Source organism: Enterococcus sp. E4-223, assembly GCF_035727065.1.
Taxonomy (GTDB): domain Bacteria; phylum Bacillota; class Bacilli; order Lactobacillales; family Enterococcaceae; genus Enterococcus_B; species Enterococcus_B faecium.
Genome location: NZ_JAPMLH010000003.1, coordinates 197,140 through 212,747 on the forward strand (window position 1 = coordinate 197,140; position 15,608 = coordinate 212,747).

The 15,608-nt window shown below is 35.3% G+C and carries 17 protein-coding genes; 14 read left to right on the plus strand and 3 right to left on the minus strand.

What is annotated here, in order from left to right:
• From OS139_RS06130 to OS139_RS06145, 4 genes are all read left to right on the plus strand, one after another.
• Positions 1–828: a LicD family protein gene (locus OS139_RS06130; protein ID WP_002332056.1), complete on the plus strand. Its 828-nt coding sequence runs from the start codon at positions 1–3 to the stop codon at positions 826–828.
• Positions 829–852: 24 nt separating this feature from the next.
• Positions 853–1,827, plus strand: a complete 975-nt coding sequence (locus OS139_RS06135) for a glycosyltransferase (protein ID WP_002332055.1) — start codon at positions 853–855, stop codon at positions 1,825–1,827.
• Positions 1,828–1,829: 2 nt separating this feature from the next.
• Positions 1,830–3,254 (plus strand): lipopolysaccharide biosynthesis protein, encoded by a 1,425-nt coding sequence (locus OS139_RS06140; protein WP_002332054.1) that lies wholly within the window; start codon positions 1,830–1,832, stop codon positions 3,252–3,254.
• Positions 3,255–3,451: 197 nt separating this feature from the next.
• The gene (locus OS139_RS06145; protein WP_002332053.1) at positions 3,452–4,399 is read left to right on the plus strand and encodes an NAD-dependent epimerase/dehydratase family protein; all 948 of its coding nucleotides are present in this window, start codon (positions 3,452–3,454) and stop codon (positions 4,397–4,399) included.
• Positions 4,400–4,438: 39 nt separating this feature from the next.
• Here OS139_RS06145 and OS139_RS06150 read toward each other — a convergent pair whose 3' ends face one another.
• Positions 4,439–5,599 carry a serine hydrolase domain-containing protein gene (locus OS139_RS06150; protein WP_002295411.1) on the minus strand — a complete coding sequence of 387 codons (1,161 nt, stop codon included), beginning with the start codon at positions 5,597–5,599 and terminating at the stop codon, positions 4,439–4,441.
• Positions 5,600–5,763: 164 nt separating this feature from the next.
• Between OS139_RS06150 and mltG the strand changes: the two genes are divergently transcribed.
• The 7 genes from mltG (at position 5,764) to OS139_RS06185 (ending at position 11,282) form a co-directional block, all read left to right on the plus strand.
• Positions 5,764–6,939, plus strand: coding sequence for an endolytic transglycosylase MltG (gene mltG / locus OS139_RS06155; RefSeq protein ID WP_002295410.1), 1,176 nt, complete (start codon positions 5,764–5,766; stop codon positions 6,937–6,939).
• Between the two features lie 135 nt (positions 6,940–7,074).
• Positions 7,075–7,554, plus strand: coding sequence for a transcription elongation factor GreA (gene greA / locus OS139_RS06160; RefSeq protein WP_002332052.1), 480 nt, complete (start codon positions 7,075–7,077; stop codon positions 7,552–7,554).
• A gap of 167 nt (positions 7,555–7,721) precedes the next feature.
• A complete protein-coding gene (liaF, locus tag OS139_RS06165) occupies positions 7,722–8,453 on the plus strand; it encodes a cell wall-active antibiotics response protein LiaF (RefSeq protein ID WP_002295408.1) in 732 nt (243 codons plus the stop codon).
• On the plus strand, positions 8,450–9,517 hold the full coding sequence (liaS, locus tag OS139_RS06170; protein ID WP_002332051.1) for a two-component system sensor histidine kinase LiaS: 1,068 nt from the start codon (positions 8,450–8,452) through the stop codon (positions 9,515–9,517). Before liaF ends, liaS begins: the two co-directional genes overlap by 4 nt.
• A 6-nt stretch (positions 9,518–9,523) precedes the next feature.
• Positions 9,524–10,156, plus strand: a complete 633-nt coding sequence (locus OS139_RS06175; protein WP_002295404.1) for a response regulator transcription factor — start codon at positions 9,524–9,526, stop codon at positions 10,154–10,156.
• 139 nt (positions 10,157–10,295) lie between these two features.
• A complete protein-coding gene (locus OS139_RS06180) occupies positions 10,296–10,961 on the plus strand; it encodes a potassium channel family protein (protein ID WP_002289151.1) in 666 nt (221 codons plus the stop codon).
• A 27-nt stretch (positions 10,962–10,988) separates the two neighbouring features.
• On the plus strand, positions 10,989–11,282 hold the full coding sequence (locus OS139_RS06185; RefSeq protein WP_002318627.1) for a HesB/YadR/YfhF family protein: 294 nt from the start codon (positions 10,989–10,991) through the stop codon (positions 11,280–11,282).
• A gap of 67 nt (positions 11,283–11,349) precedes the next feature.
• On the opposite strand, the gene OS139_RS06190 is transcribed toward OS139_RS06185, so the two are convergent.
• Both OS139_RS06190 and OS139_RS06195 read right to left on the minus strand, forming a co-directional pair.
• Positions 11,350–12,297: a phosphoglycerate dehydrogenase gene (locus OS139_RS06190; protein WP_002289148.1), complete on the minus strand. Its 948-nt coding sequence runs from the start codon at positions 12,295–12,297 to the stop codon at positions 11,350–11,352.
• A 177-nt stretch (positions 12,298–12,474) separates the two neighbouring features.
• Positions 12,475–13,278 (minus strand): DUF1189 domain-containing protein, encoded by an 804-nt coding sequence (locus OS139_RS06195; protein ID WP_002332050.1) that lies wholly within the window; start codon positions 13,276–13,278, stop codon positions 12,475–12,477.
• Between the two features lie 145 nt (positions 13,279–13,423).
• On the opposite strand from OS139_RS06195, the gene OS139_RS06200 reads away from it, so the two are divergent.
• From OS139_RS06200 to OS139_RS06210, 3 genes are all read left to right on the plus strand, one after another.
• Positions 13,424–14,338, plus strand: a complete 915-nt coding sequence (locus OS139_RS06200; protein WP_002317368.1) for a cation diffusion facilitator family transporter — start codon at positions 13,424–13,426, stop codon at positions 14,336–14,338.
• Positions 14,339–14,385: 47 nt separating this feature from the next.
• Positions 14,386–14,856, plus strand: coding sequence for a GtrA family protein (locus OS139_RS06205; protein ID WP_002292862.1), 471 nt, complete (start codon positions 14,386–14,388; stop codon positions 14,854–14,856).
• An 84-nt stretch (positions 14,857–14,940) separates the two neighbouring features.
• Positions 14,941–15,549 (plus strand): superoxide dismutase, encoded by a 609-nt coding sequence (locus OS139_RS06210; RefSeq protein WP_002298541.1) that lies wholly within the window; start codon positions 14,941–14,943, stop codon positions 15,547–15,549.
• The last annotated feature ends 59 nt before the right edge of the window (positions 15,550–15,608 follow it).

Consider the following 15,608-nt stretch of genomic DNA (forward strand, 5'->3'; position numbering starts at 1 on the left):
ATGAAAAAACTAACGAATGAAGATATCCAGCGTATAAGCGTAGATATCTTAGTATATATTGACAAATTATGTAGAGAACACAATATTGATTATTCTATCTTTTATGGGAGTCTGATTGGTGTTGAACGACATAAGGGGTATATTCCGTGGGATGATGATTTAGACATCGTCTTAACAAGGCCCAACTATGAACGACTACTTGAGTTGCTCAAAAAACAAGAAGACTATCTTCTTTTAAGTCCGGAAAATACTGAGAATTATCGTTATGCGTTTGCCAAATTAGTTGATAAGCATACAAAAGCGGTAAGCAAGCAATATTATAATAGTGAGGATGAAAATCTTGGCGTTTATGTCGATATTTTCCCTATTGATGGGTTCCCAACAGATTTGAATGAACGTAAAAAATTTGGTGAACTTTGCGAATTATATCGAGCAAATATGGTTTTTTCTTTGAATCACTCTTATGCTATTTCACGTTCTTGGCTGAAAGCTAAAGCTAAAAGAATTTTATACTATCCAAAATATCGTAAATTACTTCGCCAAGGGGATTATAACTACTGGAAAAATAAATATGAATCTCTAGTAACAAAATATCCGTTTGAAGAAGCAGAATTCTGTGGATATATGGAATTCATCAACATCTATTGGGGTGTTTTTCCAACTGACTGGTTCAAAGAATATGAAGATGTAGAATTTGAAGGACATACTTTTATGGCTATTAAAGAAAGAGATAAATTCTTAAGGCTTAGATACGATAACTATATGGAATTACCGCCTGAAGAAGAAAGAGTCACACATCATCCATACGATTTTTATTTTAAGGATTAAGAAGATGAATACGAGGTTTATATAATGAATGAAAAATTAACAACTTCTGTGGTAATGGCTACTTATAATGGTGAAAAGTACATCATAGAGCAATTAAAATCACTTCGTGACCAGACGAAATTAATTGATGAAGTTTTGATTTACGATGATGGCTCTCAAGACAAAACAGCAGATTTAATCCGGAAGTTTATTGAAAAAAATAAGCTGGACAACTGGATATTCAAAGTAAATGAGAAAAATCGCGGATGGCGAGATAACTTCATGGAACTTCTTTCTGCAGCTACCAAGGAAATTATATTTACTTGTGATCAAGATGATATATGGTTACCCGATAAAATCGAAAAAATGTGCGCACCATTTGAGAAAAATAAAAATATCTCAGTTTTGGTTTCTGATTATACTGTAATAATTGAAGAGACAGGTAGTTCTGCTAAATTAAGAAAACTTAAGACTATCGACGAAGAAGGTGCATCAAAAGTAGTTTTTCGCTCAGAAAATATTTTATTGAAAAGACCAGGGTGTGTATTTGCCGTAAAAAAAGAATTTGTTCCAAAAGTACAAGAATACTATACCATAGCCGAAAAATCAGCTCATGATTTAGCAATGTGGGGTGCAGCTTTGATTTTTGATCAATTATACAATTTGCCCATACCTACAATTAAATTTAGAAGACATGGGGATAGTTCATTTCAAAAAGAAGTATCTACTGCAAGAAAACAAAATGGAATCTATGATGGTAGGATTAATACATTAAAAAGATTCAATGTTCGTCTAGATTCAGCAAAAATGTTTATGAAGAAGCAGGAATCTATTGAAAATATAGAACAAAAAGAAATGATTATAGATAAGATGAAGAAAGAAAATCTAATGCGAATCGATATTTTAACAAAGAAAAAATTGAGTTCTGTTTTCGCAAATGCTTTTCGCTATAAAAATAAATTTAATTATGCTGCTGATTTATACCATGTCTTAAAATTGAATAAAAGTAAGAGGTCATGAGTATGAATGAAAAAGCAAAATCAGTAGTAAAAAATTTATATTATACAGTAGCCGCAAATTTTGCTACATTAGGTCTCTCGATCCTATTAAATTTATTCGTGCCAAAATTATTAGGAGTAACTGAGTATAGTTATTGGCAACTATATGTATTTTATTCTTCGTACGTAGGCTTTTTGCATTTTGGATGGATCGACGGTATTTACTTAAAAATAGGCGGGGAAGAGTATAAAGATATCGATAAACGTTCATTAGGTTCGCAATTTTGGTATCTAACGATTTTTGAGTTCTTTGTTTCAATAGCTATAGTTGTTTGGGCTTATTTCTTTATGCCAAACAGTTCCCAATCACTTATTTTAATATTGACAGCTGTTGTTTCAGTGATTACGATCGTTAAAACTTTTATTCTGTATATTTTCCAGTCGACAAATCGAATAAAAGAATATGCACAGCTTTCTAGGAATGATCGCTATCTTTATGTCTTGTTTATTGCTATTTACTTTGCTTTAGGCGGCAGAGATTTTTATTGGCTGATCATTATGGATATCGCTTCTAAATTGATCGTGACACTTTGGGGAATGTCTCGAGTCAAAGATATGTTGCAAGTCAATATGATTAGTTTAAAAGAACTTGTCCCTGAAATTTTTGATAATATCAATATTGGTAGTAAGTTAATGTTGAGTAGTATTGCTAGCATGCTCATTCTTGGAACTATTCGACTCTTCGTACAACAACGATGGTCAATTGAAACTTTTGGTAAACTATCCTTTACATTGAGTATTTCAAATATGTTCCTAACATTTGTCAATGCAGTAGGAATTGTTATGTTTCCATTATTAAGAAGGACAAATCAGCAAAGACTCCCTGAACTCTTCCGTATCTTACGGGACTTATTTGTTCCTTTAACCTATGGTTTATTGATTTTTTACGTCCCAGCAAAAATTGTTTTGACCATGTGGCTACCCGAATATACGGAAAGTCTGAATTTTATGGGAATCTTGTTTCCAATCGTCATTTATGAAGGAAGAATGTCTTTACTTATCAATACGTATTTAAAGACCTTGCGTAAAGAAAAAACGATATTAATGGTCAATGTGATGACGCTATCCTTTTCGTTAGTGGCTTCATTAGTCATTATATTTGTGATAGGTAACTTGAATTTAGCAGTGGGCTTGATATTGTTGAGCCTAGCGTTTCGATGTAATTTAGCAGAATATTTTCTTTGTCGTGGAATGAAATTACCTGTTGGATACAGACAGTTGGTAGAAACGATTCTAACGATTGCTTTTATCTTTAGTAACATCTGGTTTGGCGGTGACTTTATTAGTCTAGGTATCTATAGCTTGATTTATGTGATTTATTTGCTATATGTACATCGCAGCTTCCTTGCTAGCTTTGGTGAATTCCGCTTGTTATTAAAAGAACGTTAAGCTATATTGAAATATAAAATAATGCAGAGTAGGTTCGACTAGAATTTACTCTGCTGTTTTTATATTTTTGAAGCGATTAATTTGTAGAATTCGGCTATCAGTCTATTTAGACTGTGTATTCTTTATATAGTTTTTCTTGGCTATAAATGATAAACTAACTGTATTAAGTATGAGAATGCATAATTGGAGTGAATTTGATGGATACTATATTGATTACTGGTGGAGCTGGTTTTATCGGTTCAACGCTAGCGAATTATTTGGGAAAAGAAAATAAAATCGTAGTAGTCGACGATTTATCAATGGGAAAAAAAGAAAACTTGGATATGGAGAAACGAGTGACTTTCATTGAGGGGGATGCATCAGATCCTCAATTGATGGAAAGAATCATGAAACAGTATCAGTTTGCCTATATTTTTCATTTAGCTGCTGTAGCTAGTGTGGCAGATTCTGTAGAACGTCCTCTAGATACTCATCGTGTAAATTTTGACAGTGCGCTTTTATTGCTTGAATTGGTACGAAAATATCAATCTGGTTTAAAACGATTGGTATTTAGTTCATCAGCTGCAGTTTATGGCGATGAACCAACGTTGCCAAAAAAAGAAGAATCGGTCATCCGTCCTTTAACACCATATGCCATCGATAAGTTTGCAGCAGAACAATATGTTTTGGATTACTGTCATTTATATGATGTTCCGACTAGTGCTGTCCGATTTTTTAACGTTTATGGTCCAAATCAAAATCCTAACTCTCCATATAGCGGAGTTATTTCGATTCTAGTGGACCGATACAAAAAACAATTGGCAGGAGAAAAAACAGAATTTACTTTATTTGGTGATGGTAGCCAATCTAGAGACTTCGTTTATATAGAAGATGTTATACAAGCACTTTTACTCGTTGCTAAGGAAGAAAAAGCTTTAGGACAGCAATTCAATGTCGGTACAGGAAAAAGCACTACGCTACTTGAATTGATTCATTCAATTGATCAAATCTTAGGAACAGAGCTAGCGCTTAAATATGAAGCGGAGCGTTCAGGGGATATTCGTGATTCTTTAGCGGATATTTCAAAGATCCGTTCTTTAGGTTATCAACCCAAATTTGATATATTGAACGGAATGGAACGTTATTTAAAGACAGAAATCGATTAAAACAAAAAACCAGCATCCTGCTGGTTTTTTTGTTTCGACTTAGCTTTTTAAATTAACACCTTCCATCAGTTCGTAAATCTGATTTCTTAAATCAGTGGCCGGCAATTTGATGTTTTTATCAGATTGGATATTACTTTCCATGACGATTGCATCTTTTGTGTCTTTTTTCATCGCCGCTACTGCATGGAATCGATTGATATTTCCCTGAGCAAGGATATAATCATTTCCACTGTAAACACCGCCGCTGTAAGGATGTTTATCACCATTATTTTGCCACAATGAGAAAAGTAGTTCTTTTGGTATAATATCGCCAGACAGAACACTGGTAAAGAATTTGTTCAAGTCATAAACAGACATACTTATATTTCCTGTGCCTAATTCATTTCGGATGTCTGTTTCAGGCTCGACCAATGCTTTTGAATAATCGTCAGTTGCAGACATTTGGTAAGATACAGCATGCTGAGGGGAATTTTTTACATTTTCATAAAAATCTGTATGTTCTAGATGGAGTGGCCGAATGATTTCTTTTTTTAAAAGAGTTTCATAAGGCTGATTCGTTAGTTTGATCAATACCCCTGTAAGCAATGTATAATTTAATGGTTCATAATGATACGTATCATAATCAGTAAATTTCAAATGATGAAGGGCAAACTGAATGATCTCACTATCTGACATAGGTTTTTTTGGAGAAGCGGTTCGATGAAGACCAGAGCGCATGTAAAGCATATTTTTGATTGAGATTTGCTGACTTCCAGGAATCTGAGGATAAAATTCAGATAGCTTTGTGTCAAAAGTTATCTTGCCAGATTGAATTTGTTTTAGGATAAGTAAAGCAGTCATCGCTTTTTGGATCGAACCGATTTGATAGTAAAGAGAAGGAGAATTCGATTCTTTTATGCGTAGATTTGCGTACCCATATCCTTTTTCTAATATCACTCGATTATTTTTGCGTACATAAATCGAACCGATATAATCTGATTTTTGCAGTAATTGATCAATTTTGCTGGCAAGCATCTGTTCATTAGATGTTAAATTGGAAGCAAGTTGTGCGGGTTCCGTTTTATAAATTTGTGGTTGAGGTTGTTTTGTTAATTGCCATCCTGTAATGATGCCTGTTGAAAAGAAGCTGACAGCCAGCAACAAAACTGCGAGAAAAGAAAGAGAGATCTGCTGTTTTTTTTGATGTTTTCCTTTTGCCATGTTAATTCCTTTCTATCCATTTTTAACTATTTTTCATTGTAATCCTCAAAAAGAGCATTTGCCACTTACAATTTTGACATAATATTTGGTAAAATAATTCACGGCAGTAGAAATTTCATGTATAATAAACAGAGTTACGAAGATGATAGTAAGGAGGAGTTGTTTTGTCAGGAAACAAACAACACCCAAGCAAAGACAAAAAAGAAGCCAGTAAGGCAGCTACAGCAGATATAATCGACAAGCGGAGAAATCTGCGTAAAAAAGAAGATAAGATCGTGAGGAAGATCATTTTAGTGATCGCTCTTACATTATTGATTATTGGCGGATTTCTCGGGTTTACCGTATATCGTTATGTAGATAGCGGGTTGAAGCCTTTAGATAAATCGGACGACCAATTAGTCCAAGTGGAAATCCCAAGCGGCTCTTCTAATAAGCAGATTGGCGAAATTTTGGAGAAAGACAATATTATTAAAAGTGGGATTGTTTTCAATTATTATACAAAATTTAAAAACTTAACTGGCTTTCAAGCTGGTTATTATCAGTTAGCGCCTAATATGACTCTTGATGAGATTGGCAAGCAGTTGCAAGAAGGCGGCACATCTGAGCCAACAAAAGTTGCAGATGGGAAAATTGCCATTCCAGAAGGCTACGACATCGATCAGATTGCTGAGCGGGTAGCGAAGGTAACTGGTAAAGACAAGAAAGAATTTTTAGATTTAGTAAATGATGAGACTTTCTTTAACGAGTTGTATCAAAAATTCCCAGAATTGTTGGAAAGTGCCTCTAAAGCTGAGAACACAAAATACCGTTTGGAAGGCTACTTATTCCCAGCTACTTATGATTACTACACGAGTACTTCGCTTAAGGATCTTGTGATTGAGATGGTGAACAAGACAAATACGGTCATGCAAAACTATTATTCAGCTATCAAACAGAAAAATTTGACTGTACAAGAAGTTTTAACTTTGGCTTCTCTAGTTGAAAAAGAAGGCGTAAAAGAAAATGATCGTAAAAATATTGCACAAGTCTTCTTTAACCGAATCAAGGCAAATATGCCACTTCAGTCAGATATCTCTGTTTTATATGCATTAGGAGAACATAAAGAATTGGTGACGTATGAAGATACAGCTGTAGATTCACCATACAATTTGTATACCAATACCGGCTATGGGCCTGGTCCTTTTGACAATCCAAGCGAAGAGGCAATCAAGGCAGTATTAGAACCAGCAGAAAATGACTATTATTATTTCGTAGCAGATACGAGCACTGGAAATGTTTATTTCGCTAAAACGTATGAAGAACATATGGAACTAGTGCAAAAATATGTAAATAATTCTTAGAAAAACAGGGGCTAGTCATTGATCATTTTTAGAAAAACATTTACATTTTAAGAAAAGCGTGGTAATCTTTTTTGGACTATATTCCTCAAAAGATTACCTTTTGCGGTATTTTATCGAAAAAAGGAGACGTTACACATGGTAGAGAAAGTTTATCCAATGACTCTAGAAGGTAAAGAAAAATTAGAAAAAGAATTAGAAGAACTAAAAACAGTTAAACGCGGAGAAATCATTGAACGAATCAAAATCGCTCGCGGTTTCGGAGATCTTTCCGAAAACTCCGAATACGAATCAGCTAAAGATGAACAAGCATTTGTTGAAGGAAGAATCACAACAATTGAAAATATGATCCGTTTTGCACAAATCATCGATAATGACGGCGTAGATGCAGATGAGGTATCGATCGGTAAAACAGTTACGTTCATCGAGTTGCCTGATGGAGATGAAGAAGAGTACACGATTGTCGGAAGTGCTGAAGCAGACCCGTTTTCTGGAAAGATTTCCAATGATTCTCCTATCGCGCAAGCATTGATTGGCAAACGTAAAAATGATGAAGTAACTATTGCTACACCAGGTGGCGATATGTTAGTTAAAATCGTCAAAGTAGAACAAGAGTAGTCTGACTGAAAGATCTAGAGAGTTCATCTTACTGATGACGCACTCTAGATCTTTTCTCTTTGAGTATTGCAGGTTTCACTGAACGATCTTACATCTAAAGTCCTATAGCCAACAGTCAAAAAAATAGGTATGATGAAATGAGAATGTGTCAGGAGGGAGAAAAAGCGATGAATAGTTCTTGGCGTTTTTTTGTGGTAGTCGAAGCACTGCTGCTGTTATTTGCTGTTTGGCAAATCGTAAACAATACTGGACTTTTGCTTTTAGTAATATTCGGTATTTTCAATATATATCTAGCTATGCGCAAATATCCTCGTACTAAATTTCAAAATTTTCAATTGATCTTAGGGAGCTTGGTCATTTTTTTTAGCTTAGTCAACAGTCCTGCTTTATGGATGATGGTTGTATTGGCCGTTTTATTTATCGGCCTGAAAGGTGTAGAGATTTCAGGAATAGATTTGACAAAAAATGCTTTTTGGCGAAAAAAACAGATCATGATGGTCCAAACAGAGCAATTAAAAACACATAATAATGAGCGTAAAAGACAGCAATTATTTGGTAACCAACGTATTGGAAACGACGTCTATGAATGGGATGATATCAACATTGCCATCATTTCTGGTGATACTATCATCGATTTGGGCAATACACTTTTGCCAAAAGATGATAATATTGTGATTGTAAGAAAAGGGATAGGCAGAACACGGATCTTAGTACCCCTGGGAGTGGCTATTCGATTAGAGCATGCGACATTAGTAGGAAATGTCTTGTTTGAAGAAGAGCAGTTTTCCTTAAAAAATGAACAGATCAAAATCTGCAGCAGTGATTATGATGAAAATCCTCGCAGATTGAAGATCATTACCAATACCTTGGTTGGAGATGTCGAGGTGATACGAATATGATGGGAAGAATATCCAAAGCAATGCTAGCTGTTTATTCGGGGATTGCGGCTTTCCTTATTATTCTATTTTCACTTTTCACTTATTTTTATGCCAGTAACCAAAGTCATTGGTGGGGAGAATTGCTGCGTGCGCGTTTATTATACGTTCCGCTTATCTTCCATTTGATGGCAATTTCATTAGGTGTAGGATTGATCGTATTTCTATTGTTATCACTTATTCAAAAGGCAAAATACGGGAAAATCGAAGAAAAGCTTCGTGCACTTTCTTCTGGCAATTATGAATCCAAACTTTTGCATCAGCCGATCCCAAGCACGTCGGATGATCTGTACATCAAAGATATTGATATGGAAATTACTAAAATAAAAGAAAAAATGATCGAAGTATCCAGTGAATTACAGATTATGACTAGCCGTCCTCAATATGTAGATGGACAAACCAAAGAAGAGATTTTAGAATTAGAAAGGCATCGATTAGCTCGTGAGCTTCATGATTCAGTTTCACAGCAATTATTTGCAGCGATGATGATGATGTCGGCATTGACGGAGCAAGCAGAAAAAAGTGAGACACCAGAAATGTTCCGTAAGCAGTTGAAAATGGTGGCAGAGATCATCAACGCTTCCCAGTCTGAGATGCGTGCGCTGCTTCTTCATCTGCGTCCAGTCAATTTAGAAGAAAAAAGTTTAAAACAAGGCATTGAGCAGTTATTGAAGGAATTGCAGAATAAAATCCAGATTTCGCTAAAATGGGATGTAGAAGATGTAAAATTAACTAGTTCCATTGAGGATCACTTGTTCCGAATCGTTCAAGAATTGTTATCAAACACATTAAGACATGCTAAGGCTAATGAATTAGAAGTCTATTTGCATAAAATAGATAACAATCTTTTATTACGTATCATTGACGACGGGACAGGATTTAATATGAATGAAACCAAAACGGGAAGTTATGGATTGAACAATATCAAAGAACGAGTAGCTGGTATTGGTGGAACAGTAAAAATCATTAGTTTTAAAGGGCAAGGTACGAGCGTGGAGATCAAGGTCCCTTTGATGAAGGAGGCATAGATAAAGATGATAAAAGTTTTATTAGTAGATGACCATGAAATGGTACGCTTAGGCGTCTCTTCTTATTTATCTATCCAAGAAGACATTGAAGTGATTGGAGAAGCTGAAAATGGACGTCAAGGCTATGAAAAGGCGATGGCACTTCGACCAGATGTCATTTTAATGGATCTAGTCATGGAAGAAATGGATGGCATCGAATCAACAAAAGCAATCTTAAAAGATTGGCCAAAAGCCAAAATCATTATCGTCACAAGTTTTATTGATGATGAAAAAGTTTATCCTGCAATTGAAGCAGGAGCAGCAGGATATTTGTTGAAGACGTCTACCGCACATGAAATAGCTGATGCTATAAGGGCTACGCAACGCGGCGAGCGAGTATTGGAACCTGAAGTGACAACAAAAATGATGGAAAAAATGAGTCGGCGAAATGATCCAGTATTGCATGAAGAATTAACGAATCGAGAAAATGAAATTTTGATGCTGATTTCTGAAGGGAAAAGTAATCAGGAAATCGCGGATGAATTGTTTATCACACTGAAAACAGTTAAAACGCATGTGTCGAATATATTAGCTAAGTTAGAGGTAGAAGACCGAACTCAAGCAGCTATCTATGCGTTTAAACATGGTTTGGTGAAATAAAAACGATGATAAAGAGGATAATCAAAAGCTGAGAAAATAACTATTATTTTTCTTGGCTTTTTTACAATAATGATGCTTGCTTTTGTTTTTGGAAAGGCTTTGTTATACTGAGAAAAGAAGATACTAAAGGAGGAAAATGGTGAAACAAAATTTTGCAATTGTAGGCCTTGGACGATTTGGCGGAAGCATCTGCCGTACACTGATCGAAGCTGGACAAGAAGTACTGGCTATTGACAGTAATGAAGATCGAGTCAATGAATATATGAATATAGCCACTCATGCTGTTGTGGCAAATGCACAGGATGAGATGACACTTCGTTCATTAGGTATAAGAAATTTCGATCATGTAATTGTCGCTATTGGAGAAGATATCCAAGCCAGTATCTTAGTTACTCTGATGGTAAAGGAAATGGGCGTACCGAATATTTTAGCAAAAGCCCAAAATGAGTACCATGCCCGTGTACTAGAGAAGATCGGAGCAGATCGTGTCGTACACCCTGAGCGAGACATGGGGATACGGATTGCACATAACTTAGTATCAAAGAATATTCTAGACTACTTAGAGCTGTCAGATAAATATTCTTTAGCAGAAATCCGAGTCTCCAATCCTAAATTTTTCAACAAAACATTAGCTGAATTAAATTTCAGACAACGTTTTGACTTAACAGTAGTCGCCATACGAAGAGTAGATCAAACGGTTATCGCTTCTCCTGCAGCAGATGAATATGTTCGTGAAAATGATAATCTACTGGTGATTGGAGAGACAGGCGATGTGGATATTCTAGACGATAAGATGAATCAATAGAAAGAAAAGAGAAAGTAGGTTGTTGGGATGGAATTAACGGTAACGCCAAAAGCACAAAAGTGGTTTGACTCAGAAATTGATCTGCCAGAAACTTACGGAATACGTTTTTTTGGAAAAGTCTACGGCAAAACAGAGGTTCATGATGGTTTTTCGATTGGAATGTCAGTTGAACAGCCAGAACATCCTGTAAAGAAAGTGGAAATGGATGGGACACTTTTTTTTATCGAGGAAGCAGATGAATGGTTCTTTAAAGGATATGATTTACTTGTTGATTATGATCCCAACCTGGAGGAGCCAACCTATCACTTTAAAAAACAATAAAAAAAGAGAGGGTGACACAATTTTTGTCACCTTCTCTTTTTTCTTTTGAAAATATTGTTTTCAGCTATTAATATCCTGCAGACAATTTTACTTGATTGGTTTGAAGCTCATGGGTGGCAAAGTAGCTTTTCAGATTGGTTAAAAAAATAGCCATTAATTTCTTTTGAAAATCAGGTGTCAAACCTGCAATGTGGGAAGTAATCAGTACATTGTCCATTTTCCAAAGAGGATGATCTTGTGGAAGAGGCTCTTCCTCAAAAACGTCTAATGCTGCAAAGGAAAGTTGCTGGTTATTTAAAGCCTGCACCAGATCTTGTGTCTTAACAGAAGCACCACGGCCAACATTGATGAATACAGATTTTGGATCAAAGTGTTCAAACATATGCTGATCAAAGAGCCCAGTTGTTTCCTCCGTTAGAGGTAAGATATTGACTACGAAATCTACTTCAGGAAGAACTTCCTTTAGTTGATTTAAAGAAAAAGTCTTTTCCATTCCTTCTGCTGGATGACCGGATGTATTGATTCCATAGCAGTTCATGTCTAATGCTTTGCATTTTTTTGCAATCATTTTTCCAATATGGCCAGTTCCAATGATTAGTATTTTTTTTCCTTGGATAGATTGGTAATGGACCGATGAACCTAACCATTTCATGTCACTCTGTGCCTTTTGTGCTTGAAAAAGACCACGAGAATACCCAAGGATGATTCCTAAGACATGCTCCGTAATCGATTCACTGTGGATGCCACTACCATTTGAAAGTAAAATATGTTTCTTTGAAAAAGTCTCAAGGGGTAGCTGATCAACACCAGCTGAGATAGATTGGACCCATTTCAAGGTAGAAGAGGCTAATAGTTTTTCTTGGTAGTCTGAGTTCCAGCCCAAACTGATCTCTACATTTTGTAGATCCTCTGGTTGTAATTCTGTTTTAAAGATATAACCAGGCGCTATAGTATGGATTTCTTCGATAAATTCATCACGAAATGGACGATCTGCATAAATGATTCTTTCTGACATAGTTAATTTCCCGCCTTTCTTTACTCTAAGTGTAGCGCATACAAGAAGAACTTTGAAGCGCCTTGCTTGTTTTTTGAGAAAGAAATATTTTTCAAATAAAAAAGGGGCTGTGACAAAAAAATGTCACAACCTCTAAAAGGGTCTATTGAAGTAGAAATAACGAGTTGTCTTTATTTCTTAATTGATCGATATTTTTGCCCATCCTTTGACAGCTTGAGCAAAAATAAAGATTCCTGCAAAAGCAATGAAGGCGCTAGTGTCAAAAGAAGGAAGAAAGACCATCAAGATTGTTGCAATTATAGTAGGCAATGAAATTGAATAGATCAATGTTTTTAAACAATCAAGAAAAGTAGCTTTTGCTAGTCGAAAGCGTGCATAGAGAAAAGCAGCAATGTTGGTAAATAGCAAAGTGATCAGCAGATTCAGAAAACTAGGATAAATAGAAAATATAAATGTCAGGACTTTTATCCAAAGTGGTATAGATGCTTCACTTAAAAAAGAACGGAGCTGCTTACCTGTTAAGTTTTTTAAAGATTCATTGGTGTAGGGAAGTTCTAATTGGTTATTGTTCAACAAAGCAGAAGTCGTGCCTGTATTAGGAAGAGCTATGATAAGTTTGTTTTTTAACATCCCGACACTAACAAAATTCCCCATCAAATCAGTAGAGATGTCCTGTTCTGTTCGTTTTCCCTCTGGATCAAATGTGAAGATAATGGAGTTTGTTTGGTAAATGAATCCTTCTTTTTCTTCGGTTTGAAGCTGCCCGTTTTGGATTGTAAAATCAGGAATGCGAGTAGCAATCTTTTGCCCATCCAATTGAATGTTGTTTAAGACTTGAAAAACTTGAAAAGAGATTGGCAAAGCCATAATTATACTCAAAACTAAAAGATAGACAATGGCTTTCCAAAATGGGACATTTCTCGCCTCCTTTAGGTCTTTGAATCGTATAAAGGAACTGATAATTAATTGTTTTGTTGTCATAAGTACTCCTCATCTAGTAGTGTCATCACTTGCAATTCTAGCGAAGTATCAAGTGAAATACAAGTGCTTTAGGGAAACAGCTGAATGATTGGTGAAATATCAAAAAAATGTTATTCTTGTCTAAAGACTATCCAATATAAATAAAATGGAGGAAGGAATAGTGCCTACACAGCCACAGAGATCATCAAAAAAACTATTTGGAGTAGTGGTTTTGAATGCGGTGATCACTTTATCAGAATTTATTGGAGGGATTATGTCAGGGAGTTTGTCTCTTGTTTCAGATGCTTTCCATAACCTTAGTGATACATTGGCAATTATTTTTTCTTACGGGGCACAAAAAATGGCCCGAAAAGAAGCAAATAAAAAACGTACGTATGGCTACCAGCGTTTAGAAATATTGAGTGCTTTCATCAACTCATTCATATTGATCATATTATCCTTGTTTTTAACCGTTGAAGCATTCAAGCGGTTCACTTCACCAGAAAAGATAAATAGTCATTTGATGCTAACAGTAGCAGTTATTGGATTGCTCGCGAATTTGTTCTCAGTATTATTATTACGACAAGAAGCAGATGAAAGTTTGAATATAAAATCTAGTTATTTGCATTTGTTAAGTGATACACTGTCTTCGGTAAGTGTGATTATCGGAGCAATTTTGATCCGTTTTTTCGATATCTACTGGATCGATCCAGTTATTACACTGATCATTTCGATATATATATTGATAGAAGCGATAATGGTGATCAAAAAAGCTGCCGCTATTTTGATACAAAGTGCACCTGCTATCGACTATGAAAAAATGGAACAAGAAATTGAAGCAATCGATGGGGTAAAGGATGTTCATCATGTCCATATTTGGCAGTATAGCGAAAAGATAATTATTTTCGACGGACATATTGATTTTGAAGATCAGCTACTAAGCGAGATTGAAAAGATATATCCTCGTATAATTTCTTTATTAAAATTAAAATATGGTATTACACATGTGACGATCCAAGCAGAGACAAAGGCAAAGGATCAAAAAAAATTAATTTTTTTAAATAAAGATGAAAGTTATTGAAATATAGAGTATGATAAATAAGAATTTTTAATAAGGTAGGTTGGCTCATGAAGCAGTATCGACAGTTAAAAGGATATTTAGAAGCAAAAGGATATTGGGAGATACTAGTCTATCTCTTTTTTGGTGGTTTGGCTACGATTGTAAATTTTGTTAGTTTTGCTCTCGCACGCCAATATTTTGATTTAAGTATGGCCTTATCCAATTCTATTTCGTGGTTTTGTTCTGTATTGTTTGCTTTTGTAACGAACAAACTTTGGGTATTCCATTCAAAATCACCGAATTTTACACATGCACTTATTGAATGCGGTAAGTTCTTCTTCTACCGTATCCTTTCTTACGGATTGGACATGGGGGCAATGGTATTGTTGATCAATGTTATGAACAGCAATGAGTATGTGGCGAAAATCATCACTCAAATTATTGTTATCCTTGCGAACTATATTTTCAGCAAGTTGTTTATTTTTAAAGAAACTGAGGTTTTTGAAGAAGAAGTAGGTCAAAGTGAAAAAGACGACTAGGCATAACAATTGAAGAATTTCCTTCTCTTTGTTACTCTTTGTAATGTAGACATTATTAAGAAAACATTGAGGAGGAATTTTTTTATGACTTACACATTACCAGATCTACCTTATGCATATGACGCATTGGAACCTTATATTGACGAAGAAACGATGCATCTGCATCATGATAAGCATCACAATACTTATGTGACGAATTTAAATGCAGCAATTGAGAAATACCCAGAATTAGGCGAAAAAACAATAGAAGAATTATTATCTGATATGGACGCTATTCCAACAGATATCAAGACAGCTGTACGTAACAATGGTGGCGGACATGCTAACCATTCATTTTTCTGGGAAATCATGGCACCAAATGCTGGTGGCGAACCTACAGGAGAAATAAAAGAAGCGATTAATGAAGCTTTTGGTGATTTTTCTTCTTTTAAAGAAGAATTCAAAAAAGCAGCCGCTGGACGATTTGGTTCTGGATGGGCTTGGCTTGTAATGGAAAATGGAAAATTAGCTATTACCTCTACTGCAAATCAAGATTCTCCATTGATGGAAGGAAAGACACCAATTCTAGGTTTGGACGTTTGGGAACATGCTTATTATTTGAAATATAAAAATGTCCGACCAGATTATATTGCAGCATTCTGGAATGTTATTAATTGGGATGAAGTAAACAAACGTTTCGAAGCAGCAAAATAACCATTTCCTCCGTCATATCAGTCTTAAAAATAATTTGGAAAATAAAAGAGCGAAAGCTT